Consider the following 24,650-nt stretch of genomic DNA (forward strand, 5'->3'; position numbering starts at 1 on the left):
CCGGGGACGGATTGAATTCGGAAACCAGCCGGCCGGCGGCTCTCGCCCGCTCCCCCATGAGCGCCCGTGCCCCACAGTCTGCCGTCTTCCCGGCCGCCTTCCCCGGCTTTCGCGGATTTGTCGGCACGGGGCGGTAGCGTTTCATTATGAGTGCGCAGCAGCCTGAAGATGTGTACAGCCACGGCCATCACGAGTCGGTGGTCCGAGCCCACGCCTCGCGGACGGCGGAGAACTCCGCGGCGTTTGTGATCCCGCATCTGACACCGGGGGTCTCGGTGCTCGACGTCGGCTGCGGGCCCGGCAGCATAACCTGCGATTTCGCCGGGCTCGTCTCCCCCGGGAAAGTCACCGGGCTGGACCGCTCGCCGGAGGTGATCAGCCACGCGGCCGCTCTCGCGGCCGAGCGCGGCGTGCAGAACGTCGAGTTTGTCGCAGGAAATATCTACGACCTCGACTTCGAGGATGAAACGTTCGACGTCGTGCACGCCCACCAGGTGCTGCAGCACCTCACTGACCCGGTCGCTGCCCTGCGCGAAATGCGCCGCGTCGCCAAACCCGGCGGGATCGTGGCGGTGCGCGACGCCGATTTCCACGGCATGAGCTGGTTCCCGGCCGTCCCCGAGCTGGATGAGTGGATGGAGCTGTACCAGCGGATCGCCCGCCGCAACGGCGCCGAGCCCGACGCCGGCCGCCGCCTGGTTTCCTGGGCGCAGTCCGCCGGGTTCACCGACGTCGCGCCTTCCAGCAGTAACTGGCTCTACGCCACCGGCCAGCAGCGCCGCTGGCAGGCCCGCGTATGGGGCGAACGGGTGCTGCATTCGGCGTTCGCGGACCAGGCGCTTGAATACGGCTTCGCCAACGCCGCCGACCTGGCCCGGATTTCGGCCGGCTGGCACCGCTGGGGTTCCACGGACGACGGCTGGTTCCTGATCCCCAACGGCGAGGTGATCGCCCGGGCGTGAGTTGGTTCCGGCTCCGTCGCCCCGCGAATGGCCAGTCCGGCCCGGCTCTCGGGCGGACTCAACAGCAACGACGAATCCTCCGACGCCATTTGTCCGGAGCAGGTATACGCCAGCCATTCCCCGCCGGCGGATCTGCCGCTAGGGTGCACTCAGACACCCTGTGACGAGGAGGAAGCATGCGCAAAGTGACGGCCGGACTGTTCAGTTCCGTGGACGGCGTGGTGGAAGACCCTTTCCTTTGGCAATTCGACAGCTTCGATGAGGAACTGGGCGCGGGGATGAACGAGATGATGGGCCGGATCGATACCGGGCTCCTGGGCCGCGTTGGGTACCAGCAATGGGCAGAGTACTGGCCGAACGCAGAAGCCGACGCCGACTTTGGCGGGTTCATCAACCCGCTGCCCAAATATGTGGCGTCCCGCACGCTGACCGGCGATCTGGCGTGGCAGAACTCGCAACTGATCGCGGGGCCGCTGGAGGATTTCGTCGCGGGGCTGAAGGACGACGACGGCGGCGACATCGGCGTGTTCAGTAGCATCTCGTTGGTCCGCCAGCTGTTCTTCGCCGGGCTCTTGGACAGCCTGATGCTGATCGTCCATCCTGTTGTGGCCGGCAGTGGCCGGCGGCTCTTCAACGATGGCGATCCCCTGACCCGGCTTGAGCTGCAGTCATCCCAACAGACCAGCAAGGGCAACATGATTCTGAGCTACGGCCTGCGCGGCAGCTGAGGGGAGAGTCAGGCTCCGGGCGACCTCCCGGCGGCCGGCAGCACACGGCGTGTGACGGCGTTGTGAAGCTGCGACCGGGCAGGCCCGTCCGCGGCCGTAAACTGGCTCCGTGCAACCCTCCCTTTGGCTGGCCCTGGCGGGCGCCGGCGTCCTGATCAGCTTCACGCCCGGCGCGGGCGCCATCAACACCATGAGCAACTCCCTGAACTCGGGCTTCCGGCGTTCCATCTGGGGAATCCTCGGGCAGCAGGCCGCACTGATCGTGCACGTCGTGATCGTGGCCCTGGGCGTCGGAGTCCTGGTGGCCAGCTCGCCGGTCGCGTTCAACGTGATCCGCTACGCCGGCGCCGCCTACCTTGTGTATCTGGGCATCCAGCAGTTCCGGCACAAGCCCGATCTGGACCAGGAGAAGGCCGCAGCACTGCGCAATGAGCCGGCCGCCTCCATGTTCCGCCGCGGCCTCTGGGTCAACCTGCTGAACCCCAAGGCCATCGTGTTCTTCCTGGCCTTCATGCCGCAGTTCATCCGCCCCGGCGATCCGCTCGTGCCGCAGTACCTGGTCCTGGCTGCCACCGTGGTGGTGATCGATATCCTGGTCATGTGGTTCTTCTTTGCCGCCGCGGCCAAGTCCTTCCAGCGCTTCACACACGATGCCCGCGGACAGCGGATCCTCAACCGGACGTTCGGCGTCCTGTTCATGGCCGTCGGCGTCATGCTGGCCCTGATCCACTGACGGACCCGCCGCACCAACCAGGGCCCGGGCAAGGGTCCCGGCAAGCCCCAGACGGCACATGACAGCGTGGAATACAAGTGTGACAAACTTTGTAATACGCGCGGCCCGGAAACTAGCCAAGCGGACCCGCATGATTCATGCTTGCTCTATGACCTCAATGTCGAGCCAGTACCGGATCATCGCGGTCTGCACCGGAAACATCTGCCGGTCGCCGATGGCCGAACTGATGCTCGCGGAGGCCATCGCCGCCGAGGGACTGGCCGGCGCCGTCGTGGATTCGGCTGGAATCACGGCCTATGAGGTTGGCCGGCCGATCGACCCCCGCGCCGCCCGCCAGCTCACCGCCCACAGCATCCCCTCGGACCGTCATGTGGCGCGCGAATGGCGGGCGGAATGGTTCCGGAGCCGCGATCTCATCCTGGCACTGGACGTGGACCACTTCGGCTGGCTGCAGCAGGCGGCGCCGGACCGCGAGTCCCTGGCAAAAGTCAGGATGCTGCGCAGCTTCGATCCGGCCGTCGCGGGCAAGGACCCCCTCGACCAGGGCATCGAAGATCCCTGGTACGGCGGCCACGCGGACTTCGACCTCACCTGGAACCTGATCCAGGCAGCGCTTCCCGGGATCGTGGCGCATGTCCGGGCGGAGCTCGCCTTGCGCCAGCCGGACGGGCAACATCCCGGCAGTGATCAACCCAATGCACAGCAGCCGGTACGCTCTATTTCATGAGTCCCGCACCCGTCATTATCGCCATCGACGGACGCTCCGGCGCAGGCAAGACCACCCTGGCGATCGAACTGGCGGCCCGGCTCCGCGAGCACCACAAGGTGTCCCTCTTCCACCTCGAGGACATCTACCCAGGCTGGAACGGGCTCGCGGCCGGCATTGAGCGCTACGCCTCGACCGTCCTGGCCCCGCTGCACCGCGGCGAGCCGCCCGAGTGGGTCAGCTGGGACTGGAACGCGCACTACGACGGCGACACCCGCACCACCCAGCCCGCCGAGATCGTCCTGGTGGAGGGCGTGGGGGCAGCCGCAGAGGCAGCCCGCCCCTACCTGGCCGCTGTGATCTGGGCCGATTCACCCGAACAGGACCGGCGCAGCAGGGCCCTCGCCCGGGACGGCGATAGCTACGAACCTTTCTGGGACGAGTGGGCCGCGCAGGAACAGGAGTGGCTGGCCCGGGACGACGTTCCTGCCCATGCCGACGTCATGGTGCACAACCTTGCCGACGGCGAAGCCCCGGCAGAAGTGCTGCAGGCACTCCAGTACCTGCCGGCGCTTTCCCCGGTGCTGGTCCCCGAGCTTGCCGCCCGCCGGGGCCTCGAGCTCCGCGCCGAACGGATCGACGCCGCCCCGGACCCTGCCCGGCTGTTCGAGTCCCTCTTCGGCCACTCGACCAACGCCGTCTGGCTCGATTCCTCCCTGGCACCGGAGGGCAACGCCGCGGCGGAACGGTGCCGCTTCAGCATCCTCGCGGACGACGGCGGCCCCTTCGGCCAGTCGGTCCGGCACAGTTCGGGCAGCACCCAGGTGAGCATCGGCAACGCCAGCGTCCGGACCGAGGGCCCCTTCTTCCGCTGGCTCGACGGCGTCTGGGGCCGCCGCGCCCTCCGCGGCCCCGAGGGCTACCCCTGCGAGTTCACCCTGGGCTGGCTCGGCTACCTCGGCTACGAACTCAAACGTGAGACCGGCGGCAGTGATGTGACGGCCGAATCCCCCGACGCCTGCCTGCTGTTCGCCGGCCGCGCCGTGGTGCTGGACCATGTGGAGCGCACGGCCTGGCTGCTCACCCTGGATACCGCGGACGCCGCGGACTGGCTCGAAATGGCACGCTCCGCCACCACGGCGGCCCACGGGTACGCGACAGCCTCCGGCAACGGCGCCAGCGGCGCCGGCCCTGCTGCCCCCGGCCACGCCTCGCTGGACTTCACGGCACGGGACTCGGAGGTGGCCTACAAGTCGAAAATCACCGAGGCCCAGTACGAGATCGCCGAGGGCAACACCTACGAGGTCTGCCTGACCACCGCGCTGACGGCAAGACTTCCCGGCGAGGCGCTGGACCCGTGGCAGGCCTATCTGGCGCTGCGCCGGCGGAACCCGGCCCCGTTCGCCAGCTACCTGCGCTTCGGGGACCTCACCGTGGCGAGCACCTCTCCCGAGCGTTTCCTGCGGATCGCGGCCGACGGCGGGATGCGCGCCGAGCCGATCAAGGGCACCCGGCACCGGAACGCCGACCCCGCGCGGGACGCACTGCTGCGGCAGGAGCTCGAGTCCTCCCCCAAGGACCGCGCCGAAAACATCATGATCGTGGACCTCCTGCGCAACGATCTCAGCCACTTCGCAGTGCCCGGCTCGGTGTCCGTCAGCCGGCTCTGCGCGATCGAAAGCTACGCCACGGTCCACCAGATGGTGAGCACCATCGATGCCCGCCTCAGGCCGGGGATGCCCCGGGCCGAGGCCGTCGCGGCGTGCTTCCCGGCTGGATCCATGACCGGCGCCCCGAAGGTCAGCACCATGGCCATCCTGGATCGGCTCGAGGGCGCGCCCCGGGGCGTGTACTCCGGTGCGATCGGCTACTTTTCACTGAACGGCGCCACCGACCTGGCCGTCGCCATCCGGACCCTCGTGCTCAGCGGACAGGACGGAGGCGGCACCGGGCTCAGCCTCGGCGTTGGCGGCGCGATTACGGCGGATTCCTCGCCCCAGGAGGAGTACGAGGAGATCCGGACCAAGGCCTTCGGCGTCCTCTCGGCGCTCGGCGCGGAGTTCCCGCCCGGCTGACGCCGTGCGGACTACTGCAGGGTGGCGGTCAGCCGGGCAACGTTGTCCACGTATTTGACCCCCATCGGCCGCTTCATCCAGTCATCGAGGGTCAGTTCGCGCGAAATGCCCCGGTAGGTGTCCTCCACGGCGCTGATCCGCCGCACGATGTCCTCGCCCAGGAGCATCACCGAGACTTCGAGGTTCAGCGAGAAGGAGCGCATGTCCATGTTGCTCGAGCCCAGCACGGCCACCTCGTTGTCGATGGTGAAATGTTTGGCGTGCAGCACAAACGGGGCCTTGTACAGGTAGATCCGCACCCCGGCTTCCAGGAGCGCCTCGTAGTAGGACTGCTGGGCGTGGTGGACCAGGAACTGGTCGCCTTTTTCCGAAACGAAGAGTTCGACGTCGACGCCGCGCTGCGCCGCCGTCGTCACCGCGTAGAGCAGCGAGTCGTCCGGGACGAAGTAGGGGCTGCAGATCGAGATCTTGTGCTGCGCCGAATAAATGAGCGTGTTGAAGAGCCGCAGGTTGTTTTCCGTGATGAAGCCGGGGCCGCTGGGCACCACCTGGGCGGTGATGTTGCCGGCGTGCAGTTCGGGCCGGTGCGCGAGCTGGGCCTCAAGCGACTCGTCAGTCTCGCTGAGCCAGTCGGTGGCGAAGACGACGTTGAGTGTGGTGACGATCGGCCCGCGCAGGCAGGCCATCAGCTCGACCCATTCGCGGCCCACCTTGCGGTGCCGCGGGTTGTTGTAGGAGGGCTCGATCAGGTTCTGCGAACCGGTGAAGGCCACTTCGCCGTCGATCACCATGATCTTGCGGTGGTTGCGCAGGTCCGGGCGGCGCCACTGCCCGTGCACGGGTCGCAGCGGCAGCATGGGCCGCCAGCGGATCTTGCTCGCCTTGAGCCGGGCGATCAGCTTGCTGTAGCCCTTGATGCGCAGGGTTCCCAGGTGGTCGAACAGGAGGCGGACTTCGACGCCGCGCTCGGCGGCCTCTTCCATCGCGGTCAACAGATCGTCCGTGACGTGGTCCGAGCTCAGAATGTAGAACTCGGCATTGACGAAGGACTCCGCTTTGCGGACCGCGGCCGCCATCGCCTTGATCGAGTCCGGATAACCGGGCAGGAGCTCCACGTGGTTGCCGTCCACCATCGGCAGCGAGCCCAGGGTCTTGTTCAGTTCCGCGGCGGAGGACACCCATTCCGGACCCTCGTAGCGGCTTTCCAGCATCGCCAGCTCGGAGGTGCCGGCGCGGACCCGGGTGTTCACGGCGTCCTGCTGCGCCCGGCGTTTGCGGGAGAGCCGGAAGTTACCGAAGAGCAGGAACAGGACCAGGCCCACGGCCGGGACGAAGAAGATGATCAGCAGCCAGGCCATGGCAGTGGTCGGGCGGCGGTTTCCCGGGATGATGCCGAGGGCCAGCACCCGGATCGCGAGGTCCACCACGGTCATGATCAGGATCACCCAGGACGGGAGTGATTCCGCCAGCGAAAACGGCCACAGCACAGGCGTACCCCTCAGGTTCCAGACCCGCGGAACAGTTCCGGAACGGGCAACCGTCAAATCCTAACCCGTTGCCCGCCGCACTAAGCTGAAGCCATGACTTCTCCTGCCGCCGCCCCCTCCCACGCCACGGTGCTGGTCTTCCTCGACCCCGCCTTCGAGGACGGCCGGCTGGCCGATGCGTCCAAGCCGCAGCTGATGGCGACCGACCAGGGCGCCACCCGCGGCGACGGGGTTTTCGAGTCGCTGCTGGCCGTTGGCGGGCAGCCCCGCAAGCTCCAGGCGCACCTGGACCGGCTGGCCGGGTCCGCCCGGCTGCTGGAGCTGGACATCCCGGCGGAGGACGCCTGGCGCCGCGCCATCGCGACGGCGATCAGCGAATACCGCAGCCAGCACCTGCCGGGGGCCGAGGCCGGCACCGACGACGAACTCGTGGTCAAGCTGCTCGTCACCCGCGGCGTCGAAGTCGCGGCCGCATCCACCTGTTGGGTCCAGGCGTCAGCTCCCGGCCCCGCCGGGCGGCGGCAGCGCGAGACCGGGGTCGATGTGATCCTGCTGGACCGCGGCTACGACAGCGAAGTCGGCGAGCGGGCCCCGTGGCTGCTCATGGGCGCCAAGACCCTCTCTTACGCCGTCAACATGGCCGCGCTGCGCTACGCCCACGCCCAGGGCGCGGACGACGTCATCTTCACCTCCTCGGACGGCCGGGTCCTGGAGGGCCCGACGTCGACCGTGCTGCTCGCGCACCTGGAGACCTCCGACGACGGAGCCGGCGGGGTCCGCACCGTCCGCCGCCTCATCACCCCCCAGCTCGACAGCGGGATCCTGCCCGGCACCTCGCAGGGCGCCTTGTTCACCGCGGCCAGGGCCGCCGGCTGGGAGCTGGGCTACGGCCCGCTGGAGCCCCACGACCTGTACGACGCGGACGCCGTCTGGCTGATCTCGAGCATCCGGCTGCTGGCGCCCGTCAACCACATCGACGGCAAGGAAATCGGCACCCCGGAGCTGCGCCGGCAGCTCACGGCAGAGCTCAACGCCCTCTACGCCACCATCGAGTAGCCTCCGCCAGCCCACAGTCAGGGCACGCGGGGTCACTCAGCGGCCGGGCCCGGCCCTGTGCAGCCTAGGACCACGCCCTCCGGAGCACCCGCCAGGCGTCGTCGTCGAGCATGCTGGACGGCGTGACGGCGACGGCTGTCGCGCCTCCGGAGACGGACGCCTCCAGCCCGCCCGCCAGGTCGGCGGCGGAAATCCTGCCGTCCGTCGCCCACATCCCCACCGAGATGGCGAACCTGCCGGGGCGTGCTGCCATGGCACGGGCCAGTTCGGCGGAATAGCCGGGCTCCTTGTCATTGAGTCCGAAGTAGTTCCACAGCACGAGCCGGTCCGCGGCCGAGGCCAACAGGGTGTAGTCGTGGCCGCTCTCCGGGCGGTCGCCGGCCGGATCGTCCCACGGCGCACGGACGTCCATGTCCAGGGTGGCCCCGTTGCTGTGCGCGGCCGCCGCCGCCCGGGCCACCACGGAGGCCAGCGCCCCGGACCGCCAGGACGCGATGCCCGGATGCTCGACGTCGATGTCCCCGTTCGCCAGCCGCGGCCAGTCGGTGGCGCCGCTGGCCAGCATGTAGGAATCGCGGTCGTCCCCGCCGTACGTGTTGTTGTCGAACATCAGCTCGGTCAGGGCCACCGCGTCCGGCCGATAGCGCCGCGTCACCTCGGCCACGAACTCCACGAGCCGCTCCCCCACCGGGCCGGTGGTGAGGGCGGTGACGCTGGCGAAGTCCGTGGACCGGGTGCCGTCGAAGTTGATGCCCGCCAGGCCCGGATTCGTGCTGATCCAGCCCGGGATCAGCAGGTCCACGGTCAGGGTGATCCTCCGCTTCGTCCCGTCGCTGCCGGCGCCCAGGGCTTTGATGGCCTCGGCTGCATGGTCCCGGCCCGGGACCGCCTCCAGTTCCGGGTGGGCAGCCCAGGGGAAGGCCGTCCAGTCCAGCCGACCCACGCTGATGGTGACGCTGTTGGCGTTCACCTCGTCCAGCCTCCTGGCCAGGGCCGGCAGCGTGTGGGCGGCGTCAACCACGGTTTCGTAGCCGACGCCGACCGTCCGCTCCGCGGCGGACGCCGCCCCCGCCGTCGGCCCGTCCTGCGGTCCGGAACACGAGGTTGCCGCGAGCGCCAGCACGGACAGGAGACCCAGGCCGCGTCTCAAGCCCGCACTTCCGTGCGGGGCTGCGGAACATTGACGCTGACGATCCCCGTCCGCGTGAGCTTGTTCCAGCGGGCTTCCTTCCCCCGCAGTTCCTGGCCCAGGGCAGCGACCATGGTCAGGCTGGTGAACACGGAATACAAGGGGATCAGCGGCAGCACCCACACATGCCGCAGGTCTTTCCATGCCCGGTTCATGCCGAGGGCGCACACCGTCAGGACGAGCGTCACGATGATGCCCAGCCAGCCGAGGACCGCCCAGGTATCCCCGCCGAGCGGGTTGTAGCCCAGGGCGAGCAGGAACGCCAGATCGAGGAGCACCAGGATCTGGACCACGGGCAGGATCACCATGGTGACGGCGTTGAACAGCAGGTACGCGCCAAACCTGCCGTGCCGGAAATTGCCGATCATGCCCTTGTGGACGGCCATGGTCTGCAGCAGCCCGCGGGCCCACCGGACCCGCTGCCGCCACAGTGCGCCGATGGTCGACGGGGACTCCGCGTAGACGAGCGCCCGGGGCGCGAAGACAACGCGGTAACCCGCCTTGTGCACCCGCCAGGTCAGTTCCAGGTCCTCGCCCACCGTGTCTTCGCGGAACAGGCCGATCTCTTCCACCACCTTGCGCGGGAACGCCCCGATGTTGCCGGAGACGATGGGCAGGCAGCCGATCATGGTCAGGGCACGCCGGACCATGCCGGTGCCGATGTGGCTGATGAAGGCCAGCATCCGGGTCTGGACCCGGTTCAGGTTCACCGGGCGGTCATCGCCGCAGACCGCCCCGGTGCGCCCGTCCTCGAAGCCCTGGAGCATCTTCTCGACGGTGTACCGGGAGAAAATGCCGTCCGCGTCGACGAACATCAGGACCTCGCCGGTGGCGTTCCGGATCCCCAGATTCAGCGCGGCCCCCTTGCCTGCGTTGGCCTGAGTCAGCACCTTGATCCGCGGGTCCCCGGCGGCGAGTTCCGCCATCAGCTCTACCGTGTTGTCGGTGGAGCCGTCGTCCACGAGGATCACCTCGTACCGGTCATACCGGGTGAGCTGGATCGACCGGACACAGTTCCCGATGACTGTTGCCTCGTTGAAGGCGGGCACGATGATCGACACGCTGGGCCATTCGTCGCGCAGTGTGGGGACTTCGCGGCGGCGCCGGAGGGCGGCACGGATTTCGAACCACACGGAGAGCGGCAGCACCAGCAGTTTCACCAGCCCGAAGACCAGGATCGGCACCCCGAGCACGAGGAGCAGGAGCAGGGCCGCGGGGAGGGTTGATTCAAACCAGGACATTGGCGTACACCCCTGTGCTTTGCCGGAAGGACGCCGGGTTGAAGGACGGAAGGGCGAAGGACGCCAGCACGGCGTCGAGCAGTTCCGGGGCCTGTGCGCTGTTCGCGCCGAACCGGGCGTTCACCTCGAGGACCACCGGGGTCCCGTCCGCTCGGCGCCGGACGTCGACGTCCACCGGGCCGGCGAGGCCCAGGGAACGGACCGCGGCCATCGCCACGTTTCCCACGTCGATCGCCTCGCCGGCTTCTGCCCGGCGGGTCGCGACGGCGTTCCCGACGTTGCCTTGTGCCAGCTCCGTCTTCTCCACAACGACGACGAACGGCGCGGCGCTGTTGTGCGCGGGGGTGCCGAACACCATGGGTCCGTACTCGGTGCCGGGGATGAACTCCTGGATGATCTGCCCGTCCGGGAGATGGTGCCAGTCCACGTCCGTACTTCCGTCGATGACGATCACGCCGCGCCCGCCGCGGGAGACCCGGGGCTTGACGACGACGGGTCCGCCCAGCGCGGCCATGGCGGCTTCCGCGTCGGCGAAGTCCCCGGGCACACCGAACCGTGGCACTGGGACTCCGGCCGATTGCAGCTGCCAGGCCGTGAAGAGCTTGTCATTGGCGACCGCCACCGGCCCGGGATCGCCAATGATCACGCGGACCTCCGCCCCAAACGCCGCCCGGAACGCCGCAATTTGCGGGAGTTCCTCGCTGACTGTGGGGATGACCAGGTTGATGCCGTCATGGACAACGAGCCTGCGGAGCGCCGAAACCAGCTCCGGATCCGATGCGGGCGGGACGGGGACAACCGTAAGGCCCGACCCGGCGGGAAGCTCGCGGACGTCGGCGCCGAGGACGGGAATGCCGCGGGCCTTCAGTTGGGCCGCGATGGCGCTGCCTGCCGGCCCTCCCGCGCCGGTGACCAGGACGCGGGGCTTCACAGCTTTTCCATTTCGGTGTTCAGGAGGCGGATGGGCTCGTAGGCTTCGGCAACCCGGCGGCGGGCCTGCCCGCCCCGGAAGGAGGCCATGCCGCGGACACGCTCGGGAGTCATGTACGGCTTGGCGAGCTGGTCGCTGTGCATCTTGACCGCCTGGACCTTGGCATCCATGTAGTCGTCAATGTCGACGAACACGCTCGGATTGAATTCCCGCGTCGCGGAGGGGCTTTCGTAGCAGAGGATCGAGTGATGCTGGCGGGCGGCCCGCAGCGTGGCCTGGTGCACGGCCTGGTGGTCCTGGTGCTGGTCGTGGTTGGAGTGCGTCAGGATGATGTCGGGGTTGTAGCGTGCGATCGCGGCCTCGATGACACCGACCATCTCCTGGCTGTGCCGGTTGAGCTCCGTGTCGGTGAAATTGTGGTGGGTCATCCCGGTGAGGCCCATAAACGCCGCGCCCCGCTGGGCATCCAGCGACCGCTCCAGGGCGTCCCCGCCACGCTTCCCGTCGCTCAGGACGAGTCCCTGGACCTCGTGGCCGGAGTCGATGAACTTGGCCAGGGTGCCCCCGCAGGCCAGTTCGAGGTCGTCCGGGTGGGCGCCGATGGCCAGGACTCGGCGGGGCTGCCGGGCCGGGGCGCCCCCGGTGCGCAGGGCCGTCATGGCGACGCCCAGCGCCGCGAGGCCCCCGAGGGTTGCGGTGAAGTCGGCGGTCCGCCAGAAGTCCGGCGCGTCGAGGATGAAGCAGGCCAGATTCGTCAACAGCAACGTGCCTGCAACTGCGAGGGAAATCTGCCGGAGCAACTCGGGCCGGCGCAGCCGCCGATGGAACCAGGAACGGCCGACGGCGGCGGCCACCAGAAAAGTGATCAGGAAAACAATGAGCAGGACATATATCGAGACCATGGAAATCTAATTCCTTCGTAGAAGTACCGGCAGCCCTCAGCGCTGGCCGGGCTAATTGTCAGTCCGCGGCATCTCCGGCGGGGCGCATGACAGCAACCGGCGCAACCGTGATCGGCTGCGCGCGCACCTCTGGGCGTTGACCAGCGCATATGTTGCACAGCGCGATTGCCCCCCGGCATGTTGCGTGGCATTTGGGACCTTCTGGAGACCTTGGACTTGCTCTTCCAGTAAAGGTGAGTCGCCTATCAGATGACCCGAGTAGGGACTACTTGAAACTTCATCGATCAGAATTAAATGCCGAGCCGGGTAGTACTCGCATTCATTACTTCGACTACCCGAATTGGCTTTTCCTGCCGCATTCCTGCCGCTTCCTTCGCGGTTATTCGTCGCGGGTTTCCCCGGCGGGGTGGATATGGTTTTCGGCCAGCCACACCGGGTTGAAGGCCTTGCTCAGGTAGTTGCTGCCGGCGTCGGGGGCGATGGCCACCACCACCGAGCCGTGCGGCGCGGCGAGCGCCACCCGAAGAGCGGCCGCCACCGCGAGTCCGGAAGACGGTCCCAGTGACAGTCCCTCATCGTTCAGCAGCCGGTGCGCCGTCGTGTAGACCTCGTCGTTCGGGATGCGCAGGAAGCGGTCCACCGTGGAACGGTTGAAGGCCTTCGGCCAGTCGGCCTCCGGCCAGGTATTCCCCACCCCGTCCACCAGGATCTGCCCCGCGTGCCCGCCACTATAGACCGAGCCGAACGGATCGGCGCCGATCACCTCGACGTGGCCCGCCGATTTTTCCTTGAGGTAGCGGCCGGTGCCGCTGATGGTGCCGCCGGTGCCCACACCGGCGACGAAGTGCGTGACCGTGCCGCCGGTCTGCTCCCAGATCTCCGGCGCCGTGGTGTCATAGTGCGCCTGCGGGTTGGCGGGGTTGTCGAACTGCAGCGGACGCCACGCCCCCGGTGTCTCCGCCGTGATCCGTGCCGCCACCGCCCGCGCGTTCTCCGGCGATCCGGACGGTGCGTCCCAGTCCGTAATCACCACCCGCGCGCCGTAACGGTGCAGGGCGGCCAGCTTCTCGGCGGAAATCGAGTCACCCGTGACCACAACCACCGGATGGCCGGTCAGTGCCCCGATCAGGGCAAGTCCGATTCCGGTGTTCCCCGACGTGCTCTCCACGATCGTGGCGCCCGGCTGCAGCGCCCCGCTGCGCTCGGCGGCCCGGACCATACTCAGGGCCGTCCTGTCCTTGATCGATCCGCCCGGGTTTTCCGATTCGAGTTTGACGTAGACCGCGCTGGCCAGGCCCTTGGTGATCGTTCTCAACCGCACCAGCGGGGTGTTGCCCACCTGGGCAAGGACGGCATCCGCGTCATTGGGCAGCTTCTCCGCGACCGTGTGCTTCCCCGTCATGGCTTTCCCCCTCCCCTGTGGCACGTTCCGCGAGGGCGGCGTGCAGATCATCGCGCGCCGCGTCCAGCAGTGCGGACGCCGTCAGGCCGCCGGAGGCGCCGTAGGCCAGCACCCGCTCAAGGCGTGCCTGGATGGCGCCCGTCCCCGCCCCGAGCGGCCGCTCTCCGGTCCCGGCCGCCCCCGGGCCCCCACCGTCGCCGGCGCGGGACAGCAGGTAGGCCGCCGTCAGCGCCTCGATGGTGAAGAGCTTCTCGGCGGCCTCGGCGGAGCGTTCGAGCTGCTGCAGGGCCAGCGGCGCCAGCGTGGAATGGTCCTCGACGTCGGCGGACAGGGTCGGAGCCCCCAGGGTGGCCGGCGCCGCCAGGGTCTTCAGCTCGGCCAGCAGCCCGGCCGCCGAGTACCAGAGCAGGCCCGGGAGCTCCTCCCGCTCCAGGGCGGCGCCGTCCCCCGCAGCGGCAAGGTGCAGCTGCCGGATCCGGCGCTGCGGCGGATAGAGCTTGGCGATCCGGCGTTCGCTGCTGATCCCCAGGTGCGCCAGGCCCACCCGGAGGGCTTCGAAGGCCAGGGCCAGCTGCATGGGCTGGAAGTTCCCGCCGGACACCATCCGTCCCGAGGCCAGGTCGGTCAGCGGATTGTCGCCCTGTCCGTTGAGCTCCACTTCGAGGGCTTCCTCGAGGGCGCCGAGCTGCCAGCGGAAGGCGCCGTGGGTCTGCGGGGCGGCCCGGAAGGACAGGGCATCCTGCGCTGAGGCGTCCCGGCCGTCCTGCTCCAGCCAGCCGCCGCGGACCAGCCGGCGGACGTTGCCGGCGGAGACAGCCTGGCCGTCGACGGCCTTGGCCGCCTGCACGGCCGCGGAGAAGGGGCTGAGGTTCCCGCCGCCGTCGTACCGTGCGGTCGCTTCCAGCGAGAGCGCCAGCGCGGTGTCGGCCAGGTCCGCCAGGCGCAGGAGCCGTCCCAGCAGGAGCGCGCCCACGCCGATCGAGTAGGAGTTGGCGCTGACCAGGGCCAGTGCTTCCCCCGGCGCCAGGGCCAGGGGCTCCAGCCCGGCGGCGGCGAGCGCCTGCGCGCCGGGGACGGGCGGCCCGTCCGGAGACAGGACTTGTCCCTCCCCGATGGCGACGGCGGCGACGGCGGCGAGCTGGGTCAGGTCCGAGGATCCCACGGAGCCGTCGCGCGGGATGGCGGGAAGCACGCCGCGGTTGAGCAGCCGGGCGTAGAAACGGGCCGTCTCCGGGCGCACCCCCGAGCCTCCGCGGCTGACGCCGATCAGCCTGGCAAGGACTGTGGCGCGGGCTTCGGCGGCGTCCAGCAGCCCGCCGACGCCGCTGTCGTGGTAGCGGACCACCTGGACCTGGTAGGCGAGGATGGATTCCTCCGCCACGGCCGTGTCCCGGCCGGACCCCAGCAGCGTGTTGAGGCCGTAGACCTTGTGCCCGGACTCAATGGCCCGCTGGACCACTTCCCGGGAGCGGCCCACCACTTCGAGGGCCTGTTCGCTCAGGACCACCCGCACGGAGGGGTCGGCGGCCGCCGCGGCGACCTCCCGGGCATGCAGCCGGGCCGTGCCGATGAGGAAGGACGCTGCTGCGGCGGCCGGCTGGTCGGTCATTGCGCTAGAAGTCCCGCAGGTTCCGGCGGAGGCCGCCGTCGCCGTAGCTGGTCCGTATCAGCCCCCGGCGGCGGAGCACGGGGGTCAGCCGGTCCAGGACGCCGTGGACCGTCGCGGGGTCCACGAACCCGGAGAAGAGGAAGCCGTCGCCGCCCACCTGCGCCCCGGTCTCTTCGAGGTAGTCCGCGATCTCCTCGGCTGTGCCAATGATGCTGTCCCCGGCGCCGCCGCTGCGGGCCTGGAGGAGCTGGCGCAGCGTGGATCCCGGCGGCGCGGCCTTGGTGAAGTGGTCGAGGGTGCCCTGGTTGCTGTTGGTGTGCAGCTCCGGCAGCGGGGCGTCGAGGTCGAACTGCTTGAAGTCGATGACGGAGAGATAGGAGATGGAGTTGAGCTGGCTGTCGATGTCCCGCTGCGTCAGGTCCCGGCGCCGGGCCCGCAGCTCCTCCGCCTCCGCCCGCGAGCCGACCACTGTGGGCTTGAGGACAAACAGTACCTTGACGTCGTCGGGGTTCCGGCCGGCGGTGGCCGCCTCCGCCCGGATGGAGTCCCGGTAGGCCTTCATCCCGTCCGCTCCCCGGGCGAGCGCAATCGCGACGTCGGCATTGCCCCCGGCGAAGGCCTTGCCCCGCGGGGAGGCCCCTGCCTGCACCAGCACAGGTTCCTCCGGCAATGGTGCCGTATTCAGCGGCCCGCGGACCTTGAAGAACTCGCCGTCGTGGTGGATCGGGTGGACCTTGGTGTGGTCCGCGAATACGCCCCCGCCGGCGTCCTCCCGGATCGCGTCCGGTTCCCAGCTGCGCCACAGCCGGCGGACCACATCCACGAACTCCTCGGCCTTCTCATAGCGCCGGTCGTGTTCGATCTGCTGGTCCAGGCCGTAGTTCTGCGCAGCGAGGTCGCTGCCGGAGGTCACCACGTTCCAGCCCAGCTGGTCGTGCGAGAAGTGCTGCAGGGTGGCCAGCAGCCTCGCCGCCGTGAACGGCGGGTAGAAGGAGGCACTGATCGTCGGCACGATGCCCAGGTGCCTCGTGGCGGAGAACAGGTACGGCACGAGGGCCAGCGGATCGTGTTTCGGCGCGAAGGACGCCTGCGCCAGGGAGACTTCCGCGCTGCCGCCGTAGGTGTCCGGGACGGTGAGGGAATCCTCGATGATGAAAAGGTCCAGCCCTGAGCGTTCAAAGGCCCGGACCGCGTCCTGGTACAGCGCCGGCTTCTTCCAGTCATAACCGATCCCGTAGCCGGGGGTTCCCCAGCCCTGGACGCCGAAGCCGTGGCCCACAAACCACCCAAAATGCAGCATGGGACCGACTGTAGGGGCATCCGAGGTGTTCACGGCCACCTGATTTCATCCGGCGTAAAAGGACTTCACCTCCCGTCATTATCCTCCCGGAACCGCCGGATGGGTCCCCGCACTCCGGCGGATTCCGTTACTTAACATGACGACGGCGGCGGTGCCGGCCGGCGTCGCGGGTGTTACGTTTTTGGGGAGTAATGAGAACCGGCGCCAAGCCCTGACTGGCCGGTCGGCAACCCTCCCTTTCGCGGCGGGGTGCCTCAGGTGAATACTCGGCATATCGACCAATTCGAGCTGCAAGCGTGAAAGAAGGAGATCCGTCGTGCCTGACGCGTCCGCCCCCGCTGTCCCCGATACAGCACCCCGAACAGTGCCAGACCCCGCCGTCCCCGGTGCCGCCGGAGAGAGACTGGCGTACCGCCTGTTCACCGGCCCCGATGACCGCGCCTTCTGCGAGCGCGTCTCGGCCGCGCTGGCCGAGGGCTACGTGCTGCACGGCGGCCCGGCCGCCACGTCCAACGGCGGCAGCGTCATTGTGGCCCAGGCCGTGGTGCTGCCGGCCGCGATCGCCAGCGCCGATGCCGCCGTCGCCAATGCCGTGGATGATCTGGAGTTCGACGGCGAGGGCCACGCGTGAGCTACGCCGGGGACCTCAGCCCGCAGGAGGCCTGGACCAAGCTGGAGGACGGCGCCGTCCTGGTGGACGTGCGCACCGAGGGCGAATGGGCCCACATCGGCATCCCGGACACTGCGTCGGCGGGGGAAAAGCCGCACGATCCGCTGTTCATCCAGTGGAACCTCGCGGGCGGCATCCCCAACGCCCGGTTCATAGAACAGCTGAAGCTGCAGGCCCCCGACGGGCAGGGCACCGAACTGGTCTTCCTGTGCCGTTCCGGCGCCCGTTCCATCGCCGCAGCGATCGCCGCGACGCAGGCCGGCTACACCTCCTACAACGTCCTCGAGGGCTTTGAGGGCGAACCGGACCGCCACGGCGAGCGCACCGTCAACGGCTGGAAGAACCGCGGCCTGCCCACCAACCCCGGAAAGCACTAAGTGACCTTCAACCCCGACGCCGCCGGCTGGAGCGCCGACACCCAGGCCGTCCGCGGCGGACTCGACCGGACCGGCTTCCAGGAAACGTCCGAGCCGATCTTCCTGAACTCCGGCTTCGTCTACGAATCCGCGGCCGCTGCCGAGCGTGCGTTCACCGGCGAGGACGAGCGCTTCGTCTACTCCCGCTATGGCAACCCCTCGGTGGCCACCTTCCAGGAACGGCTCCGGCTGCTCGAAGGCACTGAGGCCTGCTTCGCCACCGCCTCGGGCATGTCCGCCGTCTTCACGGCCCTCGGCGCCCTGCTGGCCGCCGGCGACCGCGTGGTCGCGGCCCGCTCGCTGTTCGGCTCGTGCTTCGTGATCCTCAACGAGATCCTTCCCCGCTGGGGTGTGGAGACGGTCTTCGTGGACGGCCCGGACCTGGAGCAGTGGCGCGCCGCGCTGTCGGAACCCACGGCGGCGGTCTTCTTCGAATCGCCGTCGAACCCGATGCAGGAAATCGTGGACATCGCCGCCGTGAGCAACCTGGCGCACGCCGCCGGGGCGACGGTCGTCGTCGACAATGTCTTTGCCACTCCCCTGCTGCAGCGCTGCGGGGAGCTCGGCGCGGACGTGATCGTCTACTCCGGCACCAAGCACATCGATGGCCAGGGCAGGGTGCTCGGCGGCGCGATCCTGGGCACCAAGGAGTTCATCGACGGCCCGGTCAAGCAGCTCATGCGCCACACCGGGCCGGCACTTTCGGCGTTCAATGCGTGGGTGCTGACCAAGGGGCTGGAGACCATGGCCCTGCGGGTGAACCATTCCTCCGCTTCCGCGCTGCGGCTGGCCGAATGGCTTGAGGAGCAGCCCGCGGTCAGCTGGGTCAAGTACCCGCTGCTGCCGTCCCACCCGCAGCACGAACTGGCCGCGCGGCAGATGAAGGCCGGCGGCACCGTGCTGACCTTCGAGCTCTCCCCGTCCGCCGGGCGCTCGGCGAAGGAGGCCGCCTTCGCGCTGCTGGATGCGCTCAGGATCATCGACATCTCCAACAACCTCGGCGATTCGAAGTCCCTCATCACCCATCCCGCCACCACGACGCACCGCGCCATGGGGCCGGAGGGCCGCGCTGCAATCGGGCTCAGCGACGGCGTGGTGCGCCTCTCCGTGGGACTCGAGGACATCGAGGACCTGGTCCGCGACCTGGGCCAGGCGCTCAAGCAGGTCTAGGTTTCCTCCGGTCAGCCCTGGCGGATCCGCCCCAGGGACGGCCCCTGGTCAGCCTGGTCGCCCGCGGTCCCCTCCGTGGTCACCTCGACCGCCCGTTCGACGACGGCGGCGAGCCCGCCCGCGTGGAACGGCTCCCGTTGCAGCTGCGAACCCGAGCCCTCCGCCAGGATCCGGCCGACGCCCTCGCGGACCAGATCCAGCTCGCCCTGTTCCTCGAGCACGGGGGCCACGAAGTCCACGAGCGACCAGACCACGTCCGCGGCCGGGGCCGGAGTGAAGGTTCCGAAGTCCAGCAGTTCCCCGCGCAGTCCGCAGTTGCTGGCCTGCCAGGCGGCCATCCGCAGCAGCAGCGTCGGCACGGGGGCGGGATCGACGCCGTCGTTCCATTCCCGGGATGCGGACTCGACGAGCGCCCGCACGAGCACGGCGATCAGCGCCGCGTCCTCGGCCCGCAGGCAGACGTCGGCGACCCGGACCTCCACGGTGGGATGGAGCCTTGCCAGCCGGGCGTCGAAGTAGACCATCCCCTCGTCCATCAGGACGCCGCTTTCCACCAGCCGGGTCACCAGCCGCCGGTAGACGGCCAGGTTGCCGAAGATCATTGTGGGGCCGGACCCGGGCCAGCGGTTCCACGCCTGGGTTCGGTAGCTTTCGAATCCTGTCTCTGCGCCGTTCCAGTACGGGGAGTTCGCGCTGAGGGCGATCAGGACGGCAAGCTTGTCCCGGATCCGGTCCATCACGGCCACGCCTTCCTCCGGGGACTCCACAAAGGTGTGGACGTGGAGGCCGCAGGTCAGCTGGTTCCGGACCGTGAGCCCGAAGCGCTGCTGCATGGTCATGTAGCGCTTGTTCGGCGTCAGGTGGGTGGCGGCGCCTTGGGGCGAGGTGGCGAGGGCCGCGACGCGGCCGCCGTGCGCGCGGGCTGCGTGGTCAGCCCGCGCCCGGGCCTGCCTGAGCTGCCGGAGAAGTTCCGCGTAGTCCAGGCATGGCCGGGTCTGGGTTTCGATTTGTTCGAGCTTGAGCTCGTAGCTGAAGTCGGCGCCGCCGTCGTGGACCGGTTGCTGCCCCGGGAGAACCAGGGCGGCGTCCTGCTTTGGCGGCACCAGGCTGGGCAGCATGACGTCGGCGAGCGCAAGCAGCATCCCTGTTTCGGGATCCACTATGAGCAGTTCTTCCTCCACGCCGAAGGTGCGCATGAATCTATTGTGCGGCAGGAACCGCCGAAACGCTCCTACCTTAACGCGGGGTCACTCCGGCCAGTACGTTCAGTCTTGGAAGTACTCGATCTTCGCGCCGATGGTGTTGAGGCGCTCCGCCAGGTCCTCGTAGCCGCGCTCGATCACGTAGATGTTGCGCAGTTCCGAGACGCCCCGGGCGGCGAGCATCGCCAGCAGCAGGCAGGCCGCGGGCCGCAGGGCCGGCGGGCAGCCAACCTCGGCTGCACGCCATTTGGTGGGTCCGTTGACGTAGATCCGGTGCGGGTCGAGCAGCTGCACCTGGGCGCCGAGCTTGTTCAGTTCGGTCAAGTAGATCGCGCGGTTGTCGTAGACCCAGTCGTGGATCATCGTCTGGCCCGTGGCATTCGCGGCGATGACCGCGAAGAAGGGCAGGTTGTCGATGTTCAGCCCGGGGAACGGCATGGGGTGGATCTTGTCCTCGGGGGCGCGCAGTTCCGAGGGCCTGGTGGTGACGTCCACCAGCCGGGTCCGCCCGTTGCGGGCCAGGTACTCGCCGGACACTTCGAGCCGCTGGCCCATCTGTTCCAGGGTCGCGAGTTCGATTTCCATGAACTCGATCGGAACGCGGCGGATGGTGACTTCCGAGTCCGTGACGATGCCGGCGGTGATCAGGCTCATCGCCTCGATCGGGTCCTCGGAGGGGAAGTATTCGATATCGACGTCGACGGCGGGGCGGCCGGTGATCTTCAGCGTGGTGGTGCCCACACCGTCGATCTGCACGCCGAGCATCTGCAGGTAGAAGCAGAGGTCCTGCACCATGTAGTTGGGGCTGGCGTTGCGGATGATGGTGGTGCCGCTGCGGTGGGCGGCGGCCATAATGGCGTTTTCGGTGACGGTGTCACCGCGTTCGCTGAGCACGAAGGAGCGGTCGTGCCCGTCCGACGGCGGCGCCTGGACGGCGTAGAAACCTGACTTGGCGTCGACGCTGAGGCCAAACTGGCGCAGCGCCTGCATGTGCGGCTGCACGGTGCGGGTGCCGAGGTCGCAGCCGCCGGCGTAGGGCAGCCGGTACTCACTGGATTCGTCCAGGAGCGGGCCCAGCAGCATGATGACGCTGCGGGTACGGCGGGCTGCCTCGACGTCCATCGAGTCGAGGTCCAGCACGGCGGGGCGGCGGATCTGCAGGTCGTTGGCGTTGAGCCAGGTGCATTCGACGCCGATGCTGGCCAGCACCTCGACAATCCGGTTGACCTCTTCGATCCGTGCGAGCCGCCGCAGCGTGGTGGTGCCGCGGTTGATCAGGCTGGCGCACAGCAGCGCGACGCCGGCGTTCTTGCTGCTGTTGACGTCCACGGAGCCGGACAGGGTGCGGCCGCCCTCGACCCGGAGGTGCGTCATGGCGGGCCGTCCCACCTTCACGATGCTCCGGCCAAAGATGGTCTCGAGCCGCTGGATCATTTTCAGGCTCAGGTTTTGCTTGCCCTGTTCCATGCGGGCGATGGCGCTCTGGCTGGTTCCCAGCTCGGCAGCGAGCTGCCCCTGGGTCCAGCCCTTCTGGCCGCGGGCGTCGCGGAGCAGTGCTCCGACGTGTTCAGCAGTCTCTTGAGTCATTCCACGAAAATATCACGCATGATTTATTAACCCCCGGCAAACCCGCCGGAATGCCGTTAATCTCACAGCACTACCCGTATTGTGCGATAACCGGTGCTATTGCTGCGCCAGGAAGACCATGTTCCAGGTCCCCGCCGCCAGGGCAGACGCGACGGCGGCTCCGGCGATCAGGACCCCGCCCAGGAACACCCAGGCGTCCAGGCCGCTGAAAACCGAGGTCCGGGCCCAGGTCCGTTGTGCGCTGCCGAAGCCGCGGGCTTCCATGGTGACGGCCAGGCGCGAGGCACGCCGGACGGCCTGCACCAGCAGCCCGAAGCTCTGCCCCAGGATGGCCCGCAGCCGCCGCAGCGGGTTCCCGTGCGAGCCCACCCCGCGGGCGCGGCGGGCCATGCCGATGGTCTGCCACTCCTCGGCCATCAGTCCCACAAGGCGCAGCGCGGCGAGCGTGCCGAGAACGAAGCGGTGCGGCAGTTTCGCCTTCTGCGCGAGGGCGTCGGCCAGGTCCGTGGGATCCGTGCAGCTCATCAGCAGGACGGCCGGCAGCGCAATGGCCAGGCCGCGGATCATAAAGCCGAGGCCGAGTTCGAGGGACCCTTCGCTGATCGACCAGATCCGGGCGTCGAGCAGGATGTTCCCGCTGTCCGGCGCCAGGATCGTGGTGCTCCAGCCGCCCAGCGCCGCGGCGAGGATCAGGGGCCAGCCACGCTGCCAGAGCAGTCCGAGGGTCAGCCCGGCCAGCGGAAGCAGCGCCAGTTCGAAGGCGAGCGCCACCGACGCGGACACCCAGTCGATGGACAGCGCCAGCACCAGGGTGATGAGCATGACGGCGGCGAACTTCGCCAGCGGGTTGGCGCGCGCCAGCAGCGCATGGTTGCCGCGCAGGTTCAGTTCCTGCCTCATGGTGCTTGGACCTTCCCTGGTTCCCGGCGTTCAGTTTCGCGGCGTTCTGGTTCCGGAACTTCCGGCGCCCGGCCAGGTTCCCGGTGTTCCGGTGCGCGGAGGCTCAATGTGGTGCCGCCCAGGACCTCGCTGAATTCGGCGTCGTGCGTCACCGACACGACGGCGGTGCCGCCGTCGAGCAGTTCGGAGAGGAAGGAGGCCAGCTCGGCCCAGGTGTTGGCGTCCTGGCCGAAGGTGGGTTCGTCCAGGACCAGCACCTGGGGGTGCGCGGCGAGGACGGTGGCCACGGACAGGCGCCGCTTTTCGCCGCCCGAGAGTGTGTACGGATTGGCGTCCACCAGATCAGTCAGCCGCAGACGCTCCAGCAGTTCGTCGACGCGTTCCCCGCCGCGGCCCAGGTGCCGGGGTCCGAACATCAGCTCGTCCAGCACACGTCCGGTGACGAACTGGTGCTCGGGCTCCTGGAACACGGTGCCGATCCTGGCGATCAGCTGCTGCGCCTTCCACCGGTAGGGATCGATCCCGGCGCCGGCGCTGAGGTCCAGGGTGGCGGACACCCTGCCGGAGACCGGCGCCAGCAGGCCGGCGAGGGTCAGGGCGAAGGTGGACTTCCCCGACCCGTTAGGTCCCGTGATGGTCAGCGCCTCACCGGCGCGGACCTGGGCCGTGATCCCGGACTGTACGGGCTCCGGCGGAATGGGACGGAAGCCTCCGCGGAACCCCGCCCGCCGCGGCCGTTCCCGCGAGACGCCCAGATCCTCCACGGCCAGCAGCAGCTGCCCCGCGATATTGCCTTGTGCGGCTTCCGGCCCGGTGGCGCGTGTGCCTGCGGCCCGCAAGCCGCGTGCCCGGGTCTGCGGCACGTAGCCGGGCACCCAGACCCCGGCTGCGGTGAGCATGTCCCGTGCCTGCGCCAGGACCAGGTCCGGCGGCCCGTCGATCAGCACGGCAGAATCCGTGGCCGATCCCGGTTGCAGCACCACGATCCGGTCCACGAGGTCCTTCCAGACCGAGACACGGTGCTCCACCACCACCAGGGTGGCTCCGGTTTTGTCCAGGCAGCGGCCGACGGCGTCCCGGACTTCCAGCACTCCGGCGGGGTCCAGGTTGGCGGTCGGCTCGTCGAGCAGGATCAGCCCGGGCCGCATCGCGAGGATGCCGGCGAGCGCCAGCCGCTGCTTCTGGCCGCCGGAGAGGGCCGACGTCGGGTGGTCCAGCGGCAGCCGGCCCAGCCCGACGTCGTCGAGCGCTTCCGCGACGCGTGACCAGATCTCCGCCGGAGGCACGGACAGGTTTTCCGCGCCGAAGGCGACGTCGTCGCCGAGGCGGGAGAGCACCACCTGGGTCTCCGGGTCCTGCTGCATCAGCCCGGCACGGCCGCGCCGGACGCGGGGCGGGGCGCCGTCGATCAGCAGGCTGCCGGTCTCGTCCGCGTCCCCGGCCGCGCCGCTGGCAGCAAGGTCAGCGGCGCCGGGCGCCCGGCCGGCGTCACCGGCGGAGCTGTCGCCGAGCACGCCTGCCAGGGCGTGGAGCAGCGTGGACTTGCCGGCGCCCGAAGGCCCCAGCAGCAGCACGCGTTCCCCGGGCCGGATGTCCAGGTCCAGGCCGCTGACGGCGGGCCGGGGCCGGCCGGCGTGCCGCCAGCCCCAGCCCCGCGCGGTGATCGCCGCCGGCCGGACCCCGCTGCCGGCGGACGTGTTGAAGGCGGACATCAGGAAAAGACGGGCTCCGTGGCCGCCTTGCGGGAGGCAAAGGAACTCAGCACACCGGTCCTGGCCAGGCCCCGGGTGGCGATCCACGACAGTCCGCCGGCGATCACGGCGCCGGAAATGGCAGTGAAGATGATGTAGGCAAGCTTGTCGCCGCCGGAATACGCAATGTTCCAGCCCCACGGCAGGAACGAATCGTTGAGCCCGCAGAACAGGCCCGCGCCGGCACCGGCCAGCAGGGACACGGGCAGGTTGAACTTCTTGTACACGAACGCGGCGAAGACCAGTTCGGCGCCCAGGCCCTGCAGGAAGCCGGAGAACAGCACGGAGGCGCCGTATTGCGAGCCCATGATCAGCTCGCCGGTAGCAGCCACGGTTTCGCAGAACAGTGCCGCGCCCGGCTTGCGGATGATAAGCATGCCCAGCACCGCCGGGATCATCCAGCCGCCGGCGTAAAGCCCGGTCAGCGGGGGGTAAACCGCATTGAGCGGGACGGAAACGAGGTTGGCGCCCTGGGACCAGGCCCAGAAAATCACGCCGCCGGCCACCGCGATCAACGCGGCCACCACAATGTCCACCACGCGCCAGTTGTAGCTGCGCCGGGTGCGCGTCTGTTTCGCAGATGCAGCAGATGTATCAGTCATTTCGTCCTCCTGAGGAACAGGAGGGGAGAGT

At 69.1% G+C, this 24,650-nt stretch carries 22 protein-coding genes and 1 riboswitch; of the genes, 9 read left to right on the forward strand and 13 right to left on the reverse strand.

From position 1 onward, the window contains the following. The first annotated feature begins 146 nt into the window (after positions 1-146). The 5 genes from AC1DF4_RS10435 to pabB all read left to right on the forward strand — a co-directional run bounded on the left by AC1DF4_RS10435 (position 147) and on the right by pabB (position 5,204). Entirely contained in the window at positions 147-962 is an 816-nt protein-coding gene (locus tag AC1DF4_RS10435) for a methyltransferase domain-containing protein (protein ID WP_476912831.1), read from the forward strand. Positions 963-1,138: 176 nt separating this feature from the next. Further along, on the forward strand, positions 1,139-1,690 hold the full coding sequence (locus AC1DF4_RS10440; RefSeq protein ID WP_476912832.1) for a dihydrofolate reductase family protein: 552 nt from the start codon (positions 1,139-1,141) through the stop codon (positions 1,688-1,690). Positions 1,691-1,799: 109 nt separating this feature from the next. Continuing rightward, positions 1,800-2,423, forward strand: coding sequence for a LysE family transporter (locus AC1DF4_RS10445; RefSeq protein WP_476912833.1), 624 nt, complete (start codon positions 1,800-1,802; stop codon positions 2,421-2,423). A gap of 148 nt (positions 2,424-2,571) precedes the next feature. After that, positions 2,572-3,150 (forward strand): low molecular weight protein-tyrosine-phosphatase, encoded by a 579-nt coding sequence (locus tag AC1DF4_RS10450; protein ID WP_476912834.1) that lies wholly within the window; start codon positions 2,572-2,574, stop codon positions 3,148-3,150. Continuing rightward, complete coding sequence (pabB, locus tag AC1DF4_RS10455; protein ID WP_476912835.1) at positions 3,147-5,204, forward strand: aminodeoxychorismate synthase component I; 2,058 nt, start codon at positions 3,147-3,149, stop codon at positions 5,202-5,204. The genes AC1DF4_RS10450 and pabB overlap by 4 nt, the downstream gene beginning before the upstream one ends. Before the next feature lie 11 nt (positions 5,205-5,215). Here pabB and cls read toward each other — a convergent pair whose 3' ends face one another. Next, on the reverse strand, positions 5,216-6,637 hold the full coding sequence (gene cls / locus AC1DF4_RS10460) for a cardiolipin synthase (RefSeq protein WP_476912897.1): 1,422 nt from the start codon (positions 6,635-6,637) through the stop codon (positions 5,216-5,218). A 147-nt stretch (positions 6,638-6,784) separates the two neighbouring features. On the opposite strand from cls, the gene AC1DF4_RS10465 reads away from it, so the two are divergent. Beyond that, positions 6,785-7,747 (forward strand): aminodeoxychorismate lyase, encoded by a 963-nt coding sequence (locus AC1DF4_RS10465; RefSeq protein WP_476912836.1) that lies wholly within the window; start codon positions 6,785-6,787, stop codon positions 7,745-7,747. A gap of 64 nt (positions 7,748-7,811) precedes the next feature. On the opposite strand, the gene AC1DF4_RS10470 is transcribed toward AC1DF4_RS10465, so the two are convergent. The 7 genes from AC1DF4_RS10470 to AC1DF4_RS10500 all read right to left on the reverse strand — a co-directional run bounded on the left by AC1DF4_RS10470 (position 7,812) and on the right by AC1DF4_RS10500 (position 16,321). Beyond that, positions 7,812-8,897, reverse strand: a complete 1,086-nt coding sequence (locus AC1DF4_RS10470) for a hypothetical protein (RefSeq protein WP_476912837.1) — start codon at positions 8,895-8,897, stop codon at positions 7,812-7,814. Further along, positions 8,894-10,177 carry a glycosyltransferase family 2 protein gene (locus AC1DF4_RS10475; protein ID WP_476912838.1) on the reverse strand — a complete coding sequence of 428 codons (1,284 nt, stop codon included), beginning with the start codon at positions 10,175-10,177 and terminating at the stop codon, positions 8,894-8,896. The genes AC1DF4_RS10470 and AC1DF4_RS10475 overlap by 4 nt, the downstream gene beginning before the upstream one ends. Then, a complete protein-coding gene (locus AC1DF4_RS10480; RefSeq protein ID WP_476912839.1) occupies positions 10,164-11,108 on the reverse strand; it encodes an ATP-grasp domain-containing protein in 945 nt (314 codons plus the stop codon). The genes AC1DF4_RS10475 and AC1DF4_RS10480 overlap by 14 nt, the downstream gene beginning before the upstream one ends. Further along, positions 11,105-12,010, reverse strand: a complete 906-nt coding sequence (locus AC1DF4_RS10485) for a PIG-L deacetylase family protein (RefSeq protein ID WP_476912840.1) — start codon at positions 12,008-12,010, stop codon at positions 11,105-11,107. Before AC1DF4_RS10485 ends, AC1DF4_RS10480 begins: the two co-directional genes overlap by 4 nt. Before the next feature lie 379 nt (positions 12,011-12,389). Beyond that, a complete protein-coding gene (locus tag AC1DF4_RS10490; protein WP_476912841.1) occupies positions 12,390-13,412 on the reverse strand; it encodes a PLP-dependent cysteine synthase family protein in 1,023 nt (340 codons plus the stop codon). After that, on the reverse strand, positions 13,372-15,021 hold the full coding sequence (locus AC1DF4_RS10495) for an aromatic amino acid ammonia-lyase (protein ID WP_476912842.1): 1,650 nt from the start codon (positions 15,019-15,021) through the stop codon (positions 13,372-13,374). The genes AC1DF4_RS10490 and AC1DF4_RS10495 overlap by 41 nt, the downstream gene beginning before the upstream one ends. A gap of 4 nt (positions 15,022-15,025) precedes the next feature. After that, positions 15,026-16,321, reverse strand: a complete 1,296-nt coding sequence (locus AC1DF4_RS10500; protein ID WP_476912843.1) for an NtaA/DmoA family FMN-dependent monooxygenase — start codon at positions 16,319-16,321, stop codon at positions 15,026-15,028. Positions 16,322-16,508: 187 nt separating this feature from the next. Next, positions 16,509-16,624: riboswitch (SAM riboswitch) on the forward strand. 61 nt (positions 16,625-16,685) lie between these two features. Here AC1DF4_RS10500 and AC1DF4_RS10505 point away from each other — a divergent pair. The 3 genes from AC1DF4_RS10505 to AC1DF4_RS10515 are packed head-to-tail and all read left to right on the forward strand — an operon-like array spanning position 16,686 to position 18,577. Next, positions 16,686-16,952 carry a DUF1737 domain-containing protein gene (locus AC1DF4_RS10505; protein WP_476912898.1) on the forward strand — a complete coding sequence of 89 codons (267 nt, stop codon included), beginning with the start codon at positions 16,686-16,688 and terminating at the stop codon, positions 16,950-16,952. Then, positions 16,949-17,368 carry a rhodanese-like domain-containing protein gene (locus AC1DF4_RS10510; RefSeq protein ID WP_476912844.1) on the forward strand — a complete coding sequence of 140 codons (420 nt, stop codon included), beginning with the start codon at positions 16,949-16,951 and terminating at the stop codon, positions 17,366-17,368. Before AC1DF4_RS10505 ends, AC1DF4_RS10510 begins: the two co-directional genes overlap by 4 nt. Continuing rightward, positions 17,369-18,577 carry an O-succinylhomoserine sulfhydrylase gene (locus AC1DF4_RS10515; protein WP_476912845.1) on the forward strand — a complete coding sequence of 403 codons (1,209 nt, stop codon included), beginning with the start codon at positions 17,369-17,371 and terminating at the stop codon, positions 18,575-18,577. An 11-nt stretch (positions 18,578-18,588) separates the two neighbouring features. On the opposite strand, the gene AC1DF4_RS10520 is transcribed toward AC1DF4_RS10515, so the two are convergent. The 5 genes from AC1DF4_RS10520 to AC1DF4_RS10540 form a co-directional block, all read right to left on the reverse strand. Beyond that, on the reverse strand, positions 18,589-19,773 hold the full coding sequence (locus AC1DF4_RS10520; protein ID WP_476912846.1) for a glutamate--cysteine ligase: 1,185 nt from the start codon (positions 19,771-19,773) through the stop codon (positions 18,589-18,591). Between the two features lie 69 nt (positions 19,774-19,842). Next, positions 19,843-21,366, reverse strand: coding sequence for a UDP-N-acetylglucosamine 1-carboxyvinyltransferase (locus AC1DF4_RS10525; RefSeq protein ID WP_476912847.1), 1,524 nt, complete (start codon positions 21,364-21,366; stop codon positions 19,843-19,845). Between the two features lie 96 nt (positions 21,367-21,462). Further along, positions 21,463-22,266 (reverse strand): energy-coupling factor transporter transmembrane component T family protein, encoded by an 804-nt coding sequence (locus tag AC1DF4_RS10530; RefSeq protein WP_476912848.1) that lies wholly within the window; start codon positions 22,264-22,266, stop codon positions 21,463-21,465. Then, positions 22,263-23,978 (reverse strand): ABC transporter ATP-binding protein, encoded by a 1,716-nt coding sequence (locus AC1DF4_RS10535; protein ID WP_476912849.1) that lies wholly within the window; start codon positions 23,976-23,978, stop codon positions 22,263-22,265. Before AC1DF4_RS10535 ends, AC1DF4_RS10530 begins: the two co-directional genes overlap by 4 nt. Continuing rightward, the gene (locus AC1DF4_RS10540; protein ID WP_476912850.1) at positions 23,978-24,619 is read right to left on the reverse strand and encodes an ECF transporter S component; all 642 of its coding nucleotides are present in this window, start codon (positions 24,617-24,619) and stop codon (positions 23,978-23,980) included. Before AC1DF4_RS10540 ends, AC1DF4_RS10535 begins: the two co-directional genes overlap by 1 nt. Positions 24,620-24,650: the final 31 nt, after the last annotated feature.

The organism is Arthrobacter sp. 05N429 (assembly GCF_056397045.1).